Here is a 12983-nt window from a genome sequence, read left to right on the forward strand (position 1 = left end):
AGCGTCGATCTGGTGCTAAAGGCGGCGCAGGCCTTCGTACTGAATGGAAGTGCGGCTTGAGCATGAACGTTTCGGCAAAAGGCCTGCTGTTCGATAACGACGGCGTCATCATCAGTTCGATTGCGTCGGTGAATCGCTGCTGGAAGCTGTGGACGAAGCACTACGGGATCGAGGGCTGGGAGTCGTACGTGATCCCGCATGGCGTTCGTGCGACGGATATCATGAAGTCGCTCCGGTCGGACTTCGGCCCGGAGCAGTTGGCGGAAGGGCTGCGGCGGATCGAAGATCTGGAGATCGCGGATGTGGCCGATCTGCAGGTGCTGCCGGGCGTTCGCGTGCTGTTGAAGTCGCTGCCGCCGGAGCGCTGGACGATCGTCACCTCGGCGACGCGTCGCCTGCTGGTGGGGCGCCTGAAGGCGGCCGACCTGCCGCTGCCTCCGCGGGTGATCGTGGGGGACGAGGTGGTGAACGGCAAGCCGCATCCGGAGCCGTACATCAAGGGCGCGGCCATCCTGGGCTTCGCTCCGGCCGACTGCATCGTGATCGAAGACGCTCCCAGCGGTGTTGGCGCGGGTGTGGCTTCGGGCGCGCGGGTGCTTGGCGTGCTGGGAACGCATGAGGCGCATGAACTGTATGCCGCCGGCGCGAGCTGGGTGGTGCAGTCGCTGGAGATGGTCACGGCGACGCTGGTTGGCGACGAGCTTTCGTTGACGTTGGCGGCTGTGCTGTAGTCCAAGTAAGAGATAGATTCACAGGGCCCGTACATGCTGTCGCGGTGAAGGCGGGGTGCCGATGCGTCGATTTGCGTTTGCGAGGGTGCTGGTTGCGGCGGGGCTGTCGTGGGGGGCGTATTCCGTCCGCGCGCAGTCTTCTCCGGCCTTGCCTCCACCACCTGTCAAGGCAGCGAAGCTGCGGGACGATCCTGCATTCGAATCGCTGCGGCGCGGTCCGTTGACCATCTGGGTTCTTTATCACGAGCCGAAGAAGCCGGCGACGAAGACGGTTGCGTTGCCGGCGGTCTCTCCTGAACAAACATCCGGGAGCTTCGGTCAGACCTCCAGCTCGGTTGGCGTACCGTCGAGCGAGACAGGCCAGACCGCCGGCGGCTTTGGCCGGACCTCGAGCTCCGTGGGGCAGATGTCGAGTGCGACGGGTCAGACGGCGGGCAGCTTTGGCGTCTCCGGAACGCAACTGAACCAGATTCCAGCGCGCAGCCGGCCACCCCAGGCGGCGCACCTTGACCGGTTTAGGCGGGAGCTGAACTATCGCGGACCCTCTGGGTTCCCCGCCGCTCATTTTGTGGAGATCGCCGATGACGAGCTGGAGGCGCGGCTCGCGGCGACGGCAGGCACGGACGACGCGCCGGATGTGCTGCTGGGCGATCCGCTGCTGCCGCAGGTGTGGTCGGCCGCGGACCCTGGACTGTCGCAGCGTTACGGCGCGAGGATGCTGGGAGACGGTGTCCGGGTGGCGCAGGTAGAGCATGGCGGGTGGAATCGCGATCGTCCGCAGGCGGTAATCCTGTTGAAGGCCCGGCATCCGGCGCAGGCCGGGGCGTACATCACGTGGCTGCGGGATGGGATGGAGGATCGCGACGGGTGTCTGGGCTGCTGGATCCGGACTCCCGAGACCGACGCGCCGGTCGAAGCCGCCACGCGTGCTCTGCGCGATGTGATGAGCGGGCAGTGGCCGGAGGGGGACGCCGATCCCGAGATGGCACGGTTCGACGCTCGGTCGGCCGCGCTGACGGCGCTGGGATTGAACGAGCCGCTCGACCTGAGTCTGGACGTGGCCGTTTCGGATGCGTGGTTGAATGATCGGCTGGCCGTGGTGCGGCTTCGCGGCACGGTCTATAACGCCTCCGCCTTTGGCGTGGTGCATGCTCTGGCGGTGCTGCGGAAGGCCGCCGACGGCCGGTGGCGGGTGCTGCAACTGACGCCGAATCTGGATTCGTCCGAGATTGGCGGAGCGGCCGGGATGCTGGCGCGCTACGCCTCGCCCAAGCCGCCGGGCGCCGAGGAGACGGCGCAGGAGAAGCTGGGCGTATCGTTGGCCGCGCCGGTCGATGGCGATGCGCGTCCGGCTGTCCCGGAGCTATGGTGGGACAACGCCGGCGGCGCGACGTTGCAGGTCGTCGAGTGGCAGACCTGCGGGCGAAGCTGCACGGACTCCAACCTGTTCTTCGTCCCCGACGCCGAATCGCGGTTGCATACGCGGGTGTTGGCCCAGTTTGCGAATGGGCCTGAACAGTACCGGTGGCGGGTCTGGTCGCTGGGGTTGGGCGGCGCCATGGCGTTGAGTCCGTGGCGCAGGTTGAACATTCTTATGCAGTAAGGATCGCCTCGACCTGCTGCAGGTCTTCTTCCGTGTCGACCCCGACGGTGTCGCAGGGGGTCGGTTCGACGTAGAGGTTCAGGCCGTTTTCGAGCAGGCGGAGCTGTTCCAGGCGCTCGGTCTGTTCAAGCTGGCTGGGGGCAAGGGCGTGGAAGCGTTCGAGCGCGGCGGCGCGGTAGGCGTAGAGGCCGATGTGCTTCCACACCGGCGGCTGCGGGCCTCCGTCGCGGTTGTAGGGGATTGTGGCGCGGGAGAAGTAGAGCGCGCGGCCGTCGAGCGCGGTGACGACCTTCACGGCGTTCGGGTTGTCGATGTTCTCGGGCGTGCAGAGGACTTTGAGGGTGGTCACGTCGACGTGCGGCTGGGCAAACGGCTTCAGCAGCGCGGTGATGTGCTCCGGGCGCAGCAGCGGTTCGTCGCCCTGGATGTTGACGTAGATCGCGGCGGGATGCGTCTGCGCCACGGCGTGGACGCGGTCGGAGCCGCTCTCGAGCGCGGGCGAGGTCATGGCGAAGGGCCAGCCATGAGCGCGGCAGAGTTCGGCGACCTCGTCCGAGTCGGTCGCGATGACGACCTCGTCGAGCTGTGGGCAGGCGCGCGCGGCGTCGTAGACCCAGGCGAGCATGGGGCGTCCGGCGATCGTGCGCAGCACCTTCCGGGGCAGGCGGGTCGAGGCGAGGCGGGCAGGGATGACGCCGAGGATACGGTTGGGCTGGGTCATATTTCTTTTGAGATCGTATCGCTTCAGCGAGGCATTGTCTCGGAATCGAGACAAGGGGAGCCCGCATCCCTGCGGGGTTTGACCTCGGGGGCGCGGATTCGTATCATTGGAGATGGCTGTGCCTGTGCGTACGAACCAGCGCGGATGATAGCGGCCCTTCCTCACACCAAGGCGGTGTAGCTCAGATGGTTAGAGCGACGGACTCATAACCCGTAGGTCGACAGTTCGATTCTGTCCACCGCCACCACAAATTGATCTCGTCATCAATTTCTCTCTCTCGCGCGACGTGTGTTCTGCAAGAAAAAATCGCGAGATGGTGATCTTTCAGCCTCGGCGACCGTATACTTGGCCGACACTATCTCCTTTTCAAAAAAGTCGCTGTGGATCGAAGACTTATTTTTGTGTTTCTCAAAGGGCCAGAAGCGCACGCCTCCCATGCGGTGACGCTGAATCGTCTGCGCTGCGCGACGGGGCAGGATGGCAACATCAGCACCGATCCCCTGGGCTTCGCGACGAGTTCGGTGGACTGGGGGCGCAGGCCGTGGACCATTCTGCTCAAGGAGGACGGTCAGCCGGTGGGTGCGGTTCTGTTGCGCGAGGTGGTGCAGAGCCGGATTCCGACGGGCTACTTTTTCGCCTCCGATGCGGTTGGGGAGGAGTTCGTCCTGGCGCCGGCCGCGGAGCGGGAGTCGATCTTTCGGCGATGTATCGAGGCGCTGGTTCAGCGTAAGCCGTCGGCGGTGATCTTTTTAGGGACGCAGGCCGATCAGAGCCATCTGGGCTGGAAAGAGTTGAAGTACGGGGCGGGCAAGGGAGAGGTGCGGTATCGGCTGCCGATCCGGGGGACGGTCGCGGAGACGCTCCGTGAGATTGGCACGCACACCCGAAAGAATCTGCGTTACTACGCGACAAGCGCACTGCGCGCGGGCATGGTCTTCTATCCGTCGCTCCGTCCGGAGCAGATGCAGGATGCGGTCGCCTCCCTTTATCCCAAGTGCGACTACAGCATATCGGAGCGGGGACTCGCAGCGATTCTGAACGCGATGGGTCGGCTGGAGGGCGGCTTTTCCTCTGGATTGCGATCCGCGACCGGTGAATGGCTCAGCGTGGCGATGGGCTGGCGCGAAGGCGGCACTACCAATGTTTTCTTTCTGATGCACCACACCGGCTATCGCAAGGCGTCGCTTTCGACCACGTTGCGCTCCTTCATGGTGACCCATGAGGTGGAGCGCGGCAGCCGGGAGCTGATCGTGGTGGGCGGTGCGAATGCCGTCGTTGGACGAGGCTGCGTGCCGGATATTCGTCACGATCTGCTCCTGGGCAGACCAGGCTGGCGGCTGGCGCTGACGATCTGGATTGGTCGGCGCCTTTCGCCGAAGCACAGGTTGCGACAGTTTCTGGACCGGCTCAGTGTGGAGCGGCAGGGCGTCGAAATTCGTATCGCGACGCGCGTCGATCAGCGGAGCGGGACCTGAAATTCGCCGCCCGCTCGCCGGAAGAGTATCATTTCGCTACTGGGACCGTCTAACCCCCAGATTCAGGTTTTGCCGTTTTTTGGAGACGACTTCCGCATGCCCAAGAGTTCAAAGGTTCTGTTGCTCGCCGTATCGGTTGTGCTGGTTCTGACGGTGTTCGTGGGAGTTCACTCCACGGGCGTCAGCGCTGCGTCTGAGCCACAGGACGGCGCCTATCGCCAGATCAACGTCTACAGCGAGGTGCTGCGGCATATTCAGTCGGACTATGTCAGCGAGCCGGACATTCCGGCTGTGACAAACGGCGCGCTGCGCGGTCTGCTGGAGTCGCTCGATGCGGACTCGAGCTACCTGACGCCGGCCGACTACACGGCCTACAAGTCGGGTAAGGCCGGCAAGGCGCAGGTGGGCATCGTGGTGTCCAAGCGCTACGGCTATGCGACGGTGGTTTCGGTCGTGCCGAACAGCCCGGCGGAGAAGGCCGGCCTGGTGGACGGCGACATTCTTGAGGCGATCTCGAACCAGGATACGCGCGAGCTTTCGCTGGCGATGATTCAGATGATGCTGGCCGGACAGCCGGGTACGGAGCTGACCGTGGCCGTCGTCCGCCCGCGCAAGACGGTGCCGGACAAGCTGACAATGACGCGCACGATGGTCGTGGAGCCGCCGGTCTCGGAGCAGATGTATGAGAACGCGTCGATCCTGTATGTGAAGCCGGTGATCCTCGATCACGAGCATGTGCAGGCGGTCGAGGCCAAGCTGAAGGCGATGCAGAAGGCCGGGAACAAGAAGATTCTGCTGGATCTGCGCGACGTCGCGGCGGGCGACATGTCCGAGGCGACGCGGCTGGCGAACTTCCTGCTGAAGTCCGGGACGATCGCCTCGCTCGAAGGCCAGAAGGTGGAGAAGGTGACCTTCAACGCCGATCCTTCGAAGGCGATCAATGCGACGGCGCCGCTGGTGGTGCTGGTGAATCGCGGCACGGCTGGCCCGGGCGAGCTGGTGGCGGCGGCGCTGCTCGACAACAAGCGTGCGGACCTGGTCGGCGAGAAGACCTTCGGCGAGGGCGCGCAGCAGAAGACCTTCGAGCTGCAGGACGGCGCGGCGCTGATCCTGTCGGTCGCGAAGTACGAGACGCCGGACGGAAAGAAGATTGAGGACGAGGGCGTGACGCCGGGAACGCTGGTCGCCAGCGCGATCGACGATCAGGGCGCAGGCGACGACGGGGACGATGACGCCGCCGACGCCACAACTACGCCGCAGAAGAAGAACACGATCACCATCGACGATCAGTTGAACCAGGCGCTGGATCTGCTGAAGGCAAAGACCGCGTAGGATCGTTCCGGTTCGAAGGAAGGCCTAACGCCGATCCGCAACGATGACACGGATTCAGGACAGAACACGTCCTGATCCGTGTTTTCGGTTTAATGCGTGGTCGAGCCTTTTGGCGGCTGCCGTGCTATGGTGAGAGGGCTGTGAGCACCCTTTTTCCTTCAAGACGGGAGATCCCGCAACGCACCCGATCGCGCCGGTGGATCTGGAGCAACCGGTCCTTGTGGCGCGCGATCTTCGGTCGCGCGACCATGACCGGCCCCGACTACCGGAGCCGTCGCATCGCGGTGCGCGCGACGTTCGTGCTGCTGCTCATCATGTCCGGGCTGTTTGGCGCGATGTGCGGGCTGACGGTGGTGTATTCGGTCGATCTGCCGCAGATGGCGGATCTGGCGAAGTATCGCCCGAACACCACGACCGAACTGCTCGATGTGAACGGCAAGGTGATCGGCTCGTTTGCGCTGGAGCGCCGGGTCGTCGTGCCGTATAGCGCCTTGCCGCAGGTGTTGCAGGACGCGATCATCTCGATCGAGGACAAGAGCTTCGAGAGCAACTGGGGCGTCAACCTGATCCGCGCGGTGGGCGCGGCGTATCGCGACCTGCATACGAAGGGTAAGGGTCAGGGCGCGTCGACTTTGACCATGCAACTGGCGCGCAACCTGTTTCTGTCCTCGCAGAAGACCTACGGGCGCAAGCTGCAGGAGGTGCTGCTGTCGGTGCAGATCGAGCGCCGTTTCACCAAGCCGCAGATCTTCACCTTCTATGCGAACCAGATCTATCTCGGGCACGGGACGTACGGGTTCGAGGCGGGGTCGGAGTTTTATTTTTCGAAGCACGTGAAGGACCTGACGCTGCCCGAGGCGGCTTTGCTGGCTGCGCTGCCCAAGGGGCCGGAGGCGTATTCGCCCATCAAGTATCCCGACCGCGCGATGAAGCGGCGGAACCTCGTGCTGAGCGAGATGCTGGCCGACGGCAAGATTACGGCCGCGCAGGCCGCCGCCGCGCAGGCCACAACGCTTGGCCTGAAGATCGAGCCGCCGCCGAACTCGGTTGCGCCGTACTTCGTCGAGGAGGTCCGGCGGCAGTTGGAGAAGGAGTATGGCGTCGACGAGGTGCATGGCGCGGGTCTGCGGGTGTATACGACGCTCGACCTGAATCTGCAGATGGTCGCGAACAAGGCGGTGCTCGACGGCACGGCGGCCTACGAGCGGCGCCACGGTTGGAAGGGCAACCTGCAAAACGTTGTACTGGCAGGACTTGACCCGGAGATCTACCGCCATCCGGACTGGTTCCAGCCGGTGGTGAAGGGCAGCTACCTGCACGGGATGGTGACGCAGGTGACGGCGAACCGCGTGGTGGTGAAGGTCGGCACGGTGCTGGCGGTGATGGGGCCGGAGGACTGGAAATGGACCGGCAACAAGGACGCGGATGAGTTTCTGAAGAACGGCGACCTGGTCTATGTGCGGATCGAGGAGGCGCCGGCGATCGCCGAGGGCGTGGCGAAAGCGTCGTTGCAGCAGGACTCCGGGGTGCAGGCGTCGATGATGGCGATCGACAATGCGAACGGCGAGGTGCTGGCGATGGTCGGCGGGCGCGACTTCGCGTTGTCGCAGTTCAACCGCGCGACCCAGTCGCAGCGGCAGGTGGGCTCGTCGTTCAAGCCGTATGTGTACACGGCCGCGGTGGAGGCGGGAACGAAGCCGACGGACATCATCGTGGACGCCCCGGTCAGCTTCTGGACGCCGAACGGCTACTACACGCCGCATAACTACGAGCCGGACTGGAAGGGCGCCATGAGCATCACGTTGGCGTTTGCCGAGTCGCGCAATATCCCGGCGCTGAAGCTGGCCGATCATGTGGGCATCCGCAAGGTGATCGAGGTCGCGCACCGGTTCGGCATCACGAGCAATATGCCGGCGTTTCTGCCGATCGCGATCGGCGCGGCGGACATCACGCTGGCCGAGCAGGTGGGCGCGTACGCGGTCTTCCCGAACGACGGCATTCGGATCGAGCCGCACTACATCAAGCGCGTAACGCAGGCCGACGGCACGCCGCTGGACGTGAAGCCGACCGAGGTCAAGGAGGTCATCTCGGTCGATACGGCGCGTACGATGATGACGCTGCTGCGTGCGGTGACGAGCTTCGGTACGGCGGCGGCGGTAGCGCCATTGAAGCATCCGTTCGGCGGCAAGACGGGCACGACGAACGACTTTACCGATGCGTGGTTCGTCGGGTTTTCCCCGTCGGTGACCTGCGGGACGTGGATCGGCTTTGACGATCGCACCAGTCTGGGGTCGAAGGAGACCGGCGCGAAGGCCGCGCTGCCGATGTGGATGGACTTCATGAAGGAGGCCATCAAGGGCAAGCCGGACGAGATCTTCCCGACGGGCGACATGCCGAAGAAGCAGTTGGAGGTGGCGGTGACGCCCGCAGGCGCAGCCCCGGCTGTTGCTGCGAAGGCTGCTGCGAAGGAGAAGGAAGAAGATCCGGATATAGGCGATGTAGACGATACGGGTGGGCCGCCGAAGCCGGCTGCAAAGCCTGCGATTCCTGTTGCACCGGTGACGCCGATCAAGCCTCCGGTCGACCTTCCGCAGGATGGACCGGCTGAGGCTACGCCTTCCGTGAAGCCGGTGAAGCCGATCGTCGTGCCGACAAAGCCAGAGGCTCCGCCGGTTGCGATTGAGCCGGTCAAGCCGCCGGGCGGAGCTAATTAACGTCACGCATTTTGCTGGATAGCTCGCAAAACGCTCGTCATCCTGAACGTAGTGAAGGACCCCCGTATTCGCCTTTGCTGTTGTCTGTTCTTGTATTCGGCAGGAACAAACAACGACAAAAACAATACGGGGGTCCTTCGCTCCGCTCAGGATGACGATATTTGTGGCGGGGCGTAAAAGGCCAAGCCAACCTAGCTGCGATTCAGGTCCGTTCCGCGCAGACTAAAAAATCTCTGGGCCTTACCCACGTCTTTCTTGATCTGCGTGAGCAGGTCTGCGGGGCTGGGGAAGCGGCGCTCCTCGCGCAGGCGATGGAGAAAGGCCAGCTCCAGCGGCGCCTCGGCGGTCAGCTCCAGCGGGTGGAAGTTCAGAATGTGCGACTCGACCGTGAAGGAGTCCGCGCCGAAGGTGGGTCGGTTGCCGACGTTCGTGACGGCCTCGAACTCTTCCTTCCCGACCTTCAGCGACGTGATGTAGACTCCGTTCGCGGGCAGCAGCTCGCCATACGGCGCGAGATTGATAGTAGGAACCGTGTAGCGCGTGCCATAGCCGCGGCCGGAGTGCGGCGTGCTCTGCACGGCAAAGGGCCGGCCGAGCAGCGCGCGGGCCTGGCTGACGTCTCCCGCGAGCAGGAGCCGGCGGATGCGGCTGGAGGAGATGGCCTCGCGCCGCAGGATCTGCGGAGCGTAGCACTGAACGGCGAATCCCAGTTCGCGTCCGAGCGCTTCGAGCGAGTCGATGTCGGCCGCCGCGCCATGTCCGAAGCGGAAGTTTTCGCCCTCATGGACCTCGCGGACGTGGACGGCGTCGCGCAGGATCTCGCGGGCGAAGGTCTCGGCGGTCAGGTGCGAGAGGTCGAGCGTGAAGGGCAGGACGAGCGTGGCGTCGACGCCGGTGGTCGCGAGTTGTTCGAGCTTCTGTGCCAGCGGCGTGATGAGGGTGTGGGGCTTCTCCGGCCGCAGGACGCGTGCGGGATGCGGATCGAAGGTGATGGCGAGCGACTTCAGTCCGAGTGAACGGGCGCGGGCGTTCACTCGGTCGATGACCCAGCGATGGCCGCAATGGACGCCGTCGAAGTTGCCGATGGTGGCGACGACGGGGCCAAAGTCCGGCGGGAGTTGGGCGAGGGTGTGGAAGATCTTCATGGCTTCGGCTCCGCCTTCTCTGAATGAGCGATGATCTCCTCCAGCACATTGGCGATCTTGTCTCGATGCAGTTTGGGATTGGCGTAGTGACGGTTGATCGCTGCCGTGTATCGATCAACTGCGCGTTTCGTCACCGGGGGTTGGCGGCAGGCAAGATAGCCCTCCACGAAGGCATTTTGCGAGTCTAGCCAGTGATTGACGGGGCCGGTTCCCCAATAATCGCCGTCCAGAAAACCATGCGGACCCGACCAATTCTCCCCGCCTTTCAGCACGGCTTTCGACTTCATCTCGCGTGTTGCACTTTGAATGGTCTTTGGAACAGAATCCGGTTGATCTGACACATTTGCGCTGACGTACTGGATATAGTCCGCGTATGAAGCTCCTAGATGCGCCGATTGCAAACAATCCAGATAGCCGGCGACGAAGCCCTCCCGTTCCGCATCATGAATGGCCTGATTCCACCACCGTTCGTCGAACCGCAGGGGTGAGGCAGTCTGAGCCACCGCCATGGAAGTCGCGAGCGAAAGCGCGATGAGCGTCGAGCTAGAGGTTGACAGCAGGCCACGCTTGGAGATCGTCACGGTTGTTGCTCCGATGGGGTCGCGATCTCGAAGTCGAGCTGCAGGCCGTCGTAGGCGAGGCGGATGTGCGGCGGCAGGGTCGCTTCGGTGGCGGCGTGGTCGAGGGTGTGGCCCATGTGGGTGAAGTAGGCTCGGCGGGGCTTCAGCCGCTCGACGTAGGCGATGGACTTTTCCAGGTGCGAGTGGCTGTAGTGCGGCTCGTGGCGCAGCGCGTCGAGGATGAGAATGTCGAGGTCTTCGAGCAGCGGCAGGCTCTCGGCGGGGATGTCGGACATGTCGGTCAGGTAGGCGGCCGCGCCGAAGCGGTAGCCGGTGATGGTCGTCCGGCCGTGGGTGACGGGGATGCGGCGAAAGTCCGCGCCGAAGAGCTCGACGTGCGCGCCGGGATCGGCGCCGATACGGTGCAGGTCGACACGGGCGCTGGTGGGGTAGCGGTTCGCCTTGTTGAAGGTGTACTCGAAGACGCTTTCGATGACCGAGGCGGTGTTGTCGTCGGCGTAGAGGGGCAGGTTGCCGGGGTTGTGGAAGCTGAGCGGGCGCAGGTCGTCGAAGCCGAGGATGTGGTCGGCGTGGGGGTGGGTGTAGAGGACGGCGTCGACGCGGCGGATGCGCTCGCGGACGGCCTGCGCGTGGAAGTCCGGGCCGGTGTCGATCAGGACGGTGCGGTCGTTATACGCGAGGCGGAGCGAGGCGCGGGTGCGGCGGTTGCGCCGGTCGCCGTCCGGCGAGACGGCCGAGTTGCAGACCTCGCAGTCGCAGCCCAGCGTGGGTACGCCCATGGAGGTGCCGGTGCCGAGGAAGGTGAGGGTCGCCTGCATTGCTTCGGTTCGTTCTCCTTCAGGCTGGTTCGCTTTGTTAAGGGCATGGCTTTAGCCGCCTGCCTCGGATGATGTTTCCGGCACGGCTGAAGCCGTGCCCTTAACAAAACGGTTCCAGACTCCTACCGGACGATGCTGGGGCGGGGCGGCGGGCCGCCTGCCGGTGCGCCCGGTGCGCCGGCGCGGGCCTGGGCGGAGCGGGCAAGCGCCTGCGTGATCTCAAGGAAGGCCAGGCGCAGCTCGAAGATGGCGGAGTTGAGCAGGAGATCTTCCTGGGCGCTGAGGTTGCCGGCGCACTTTTCAGCCAGGATGCCGAGCATGTCGATGCTCTGGCGCGCGCCGAGCAGATCGACCTGCGGCTGTTCGCCCTGCTGCGCGCCGCCGCCGAGCTGCAGGATGGCCTGCATGTAGACCGACTGGACGATCTGGTCGAAGCTCATGGCCGGCGGGTGGTCCATGCCGGGGTTGGCGGAGCGGATGGCGATGTCGATGCGCTCGGCCGTGGACTGGTAGGCGAGGCGGGACTGCTCCATCTGCTCTGGTGTGGGGGGCGGCGGCATGCCGGGATCGTTGGGGTCTTCGGCGGCCTGGGGTTCCGGCGCCGGCGGCGGTTCAGGGGCAGCGGCCACGGGTTCGGGAGCTGGCTCCGGAACGACGGCGACGGGACGCTCGCGTTCGGGCGTAGGGTCGGCGTCGGGACGCGGGGTGCCGTCGGCGGTGAACTTGCGGCGGTCGGTGATGACGAAGGGCTTGTTCTGCTCTGGCATTTGAACTCTTTCCTGGGCTGTGTGCTCCGCGTTAGGATGCGCGGAAGGGTAATACAGATGGGGTGGCGGCGCCGCCGGGATAGGCGAGGGGCAGGCTGCGTTCGAGGGCTTCGCGGCGGATGTAGCCCAGCGCGCAGGTCTGTCCGCCGATGGAGGCGGCGCTGGTGATCTCGCCGACGGGCTTGCCTTCGGCTTCGAGAATCGTGCCGGTTGCGGGGAGTTCCCCGGTCAGGGTGAACCCGGAAAAAGTCCTGTGGACGGCGCCGCGCGAGCGGATGCGCTCGACGATCTCCTGCCCAAGATAGCAGCCTTTGGCGAAGTGCAGGGCGCGGGTCTGGGCGGTCTCCTGCGGCAGTTCCTTGTCACGGATGTCCGTGCCGTAGAGCGGCGTGCCTTCGAGGATGCGCAGGTCTTCGAGATCTTCGGCGGTACAGGTCGCGGCGCCTTCGGCTTCAAGCGCGGCGGCGAGCGCTTCGGCTTCGGTGGGGTCGTCGGCGTCGATCCAGAGCTCGTAGCGTGGGACCAGCGGGCTGTGCTGGTGGACGACCGTCAGCCTGGCCGACTGCCAGGTGGTGTGGATGAGCTTTGGCGCCGGCTGCTGAACCCAGGCCTCGAAGTCGAAGGGCTCCGCGCCTGACTCGTCGGAGATAATCTCGGCGAGCAGCGCGGGGGCGTTCGGCCCGGCCAGCGCGTAGCCGATCTGGGTGGCGCTGACGTCGTGCAACTCCACGTCGTCCATGATGATGAAGCGGTCGAGCAGCGTCATCAGCGCGGGCAGGCGTTCGCGGTCGGTTTCGAGCAGGAGCGCCGACGGCGTCTCAAACGCAGTGCCGTCGCCCTGGATGCGTCCTTGCGCGCTGAGGATGAAGTTGTAGCAGCCTTCGCCCGGCTTCAGGCTTTGGATGGAGTTCGTCACCATGCCGTTCAGCCAGCGGACGCGGTCTTCGCCGGTGATGCGAAGCCAGCCCGTCGCCGTAAGTGGCGCAATGCCAGCGCCGTGGAGCAGCGCTTCGAGCCTGGATTGAAGGCCTGTAACCGGTACATCCGTATGTGTCGTCAAAGTCATCGCCAGTGTCCGCACAAACTCTGCGTACAC

The 12983-nt window shown here is 64.8% G+C and carries 11 protein-coding genes and 1 tRNA gene; 6 read left to right on the forward strand and 6 right to left on the reverse strand.

The features are described from left to right. The first annotated feature begins 62 nt into the window (after nucleotides 1-62). Together CHB87_RS14160 and CHB87_RS14165 are read left to right on the forward strand one after the other, a co-directional pair. Complete coding sequence (locus CHB87_RS14160; protein ID WP_089409321.1) at nucleotides 63-731, forward strand: HAD-IA family hydrolase; 669 nt, start codon at nucleotides 63-65, stop codon at nucleotides 729-731. A 61-nt stretch (nucleotides 732-792) separates the two neighbouring features. Continuing rightward, entirely contained in the window at nucleotides 793-2334 is a 1542-nt protein-coding gene (locus CHB87_RS14165) for a hypothetical protein (RefSeq protein WP_142988357.1), read from the forward strand. Here the strand turns inward: CHB87_RS14165 and kdsB are convergent. Further along, the gene (gene kdsB / locus CHB87_RS14170; protein WP_089409105.1) at nucleotides 2324-3055 is read right to left on the reverse strand and encodes a 3-deoxy-manno-octulosonate cytidylyltransferase; all 732 of its coding nucleotides are present in this window, start codon (nucleotides 3053-3055) and stop codon (nucleotides 2324-2326) included. The genes CHB87_RS14165 and kdsB overlap by 11 nt on opposite strands. A 170-nt stretch (nucleotides 3056-3225) precedes the next feature. On the opposite strand from kdsB, the gene CHB87_RS14175 reads away from it, so the two are divergent. The 4 genes from CHB87_RS14175 to CHB87_RS14190 all read left to right on the forward strand — a co-directional run bounded on the left by CHB87_RS14175 (nucleotide 3226) and on the right by CHB87_RS14190 (nucleotide 8576). Beyond that, nucleotides 3226-3302: transfer RNA gene (locus CHB87_RS14175), tRNA-Met, on the forward strand. Between the two features lie 154 nt (nucleotides 3303-3456). Next, a complete protein-coding gene (locus CHB87_RS14180; protein WP_089409106.1) occupies nucleotides 3457-4530 on the forward strand; it encodes a GNAT family N-acetyltransferase in 1074 nt (357 codons plus the stop codon). 96 nt (nucleotides 4531-4626) lie between these two features. Beyond that, on the forward strand, nucleotides 4627-5862 hold the full coding sequence (locus CHB87_RS14185) for a S41 family peptidase (RefSeq protein ID WP_089409107.1): 1236 nt from the start codon (nucleotides 4627-4629) through the stop codon (nucleotides 5860-5862). 248 nt (nucleotides 5863-6110) lie between these two features. After that, entirely contained in the window at nucleotides 6111-8576 is a 2466-nt protein-coding gene (locus tag CHB87_RS14190) for a penicillin-binding protein 1A (protein ID WP_089409322.1), read from the forward strand. 191 nt (nucleotides 8577-8767) lie between these two features. Here CHB87_RS14190 and ribF read toward each other — a convergent pair whose 3' ends face one another. The 5 genes from ribF to ygfZ all read right to left on the reverse strand — a co-directional run bounded on the left by ribF (nucleotide 8768) and on the right by ygfZ (nucleotide 12953). Continuing rightward, entirely contained in the window at nucleotides 8768-9721 is a 954-nt protein-coding gene (gene ribF, locus CHB87_RS14195) for a riboflavin biosynthesis protein RibF (RefSeq protein ID WP_089409108.1), read from the reverse strand. Then, nucleotides 9718-10302 (reverse strand): hypothetical protein, encoded by a 585-nt coding sequence (locus CHB87_RS14200; protein ID WP_089409109.1) that lies wholly within the window; start codon nucleotides 10300-10302, stop codon nucleotides 9718-9720. Before CHB87_RS14200 ends, ribF begins: the two co-directional genes overlap by 4 nt. Then, on the reverse strand, nucleotides 10299-11120 hold the full coding sequence (locus CHB87_RS14205; RefSeq protein WP_089409110.1) for an MBL fold metallo-hydrolase: 822 nt from the start codon (nucleotides 11118-11120) through the stop codon (nucleotides 10299-10301). The genes CHB87_RS14200 and CHB87_RS14205 overlap by 4 nt, the downstream gene beginning before the upstream one ends. Before the next feature lie 122 nt (nucleotides 11121-11242). Continuing rightward, entirely contained in the window at nucleotides 11243-11887 is a 645-nt protein-coding gene (locus tag CHB87_RS14210) for a DUF1844 domain-containing protein (RefSeq protein WP_089409111.1), read from the reverse strand. A 31-nt stretch (nucleotides 11888-11918) separates the two neighbouring features. After that, nucleotides 11919-12953 (reverse strand): CAF17-like 4Fe-4S cluster assembly/insertion protein YgfZ, encoded by a 1035-nt coding sequence (gene ygfZ, locus CHB87_RS14215; RefSeq protein ID WP_089409112.1) that lies wholly within the window; start codon nucleotides 12951-12953, stop codon nucleotides 11919-11921. Nucleotides 12954-12983 lie beyond the last annotated feature (30 nt).

Source organism: Granulicella rosea (assembly GCF_900188085.1).
Classification (GTDB): domain Bacteria; phylum Acidobacteriota; class Terriglobia; order Terriglobales; family Acidobacteriaceae; genus Edaphobacter; species Edaphobacter rosea.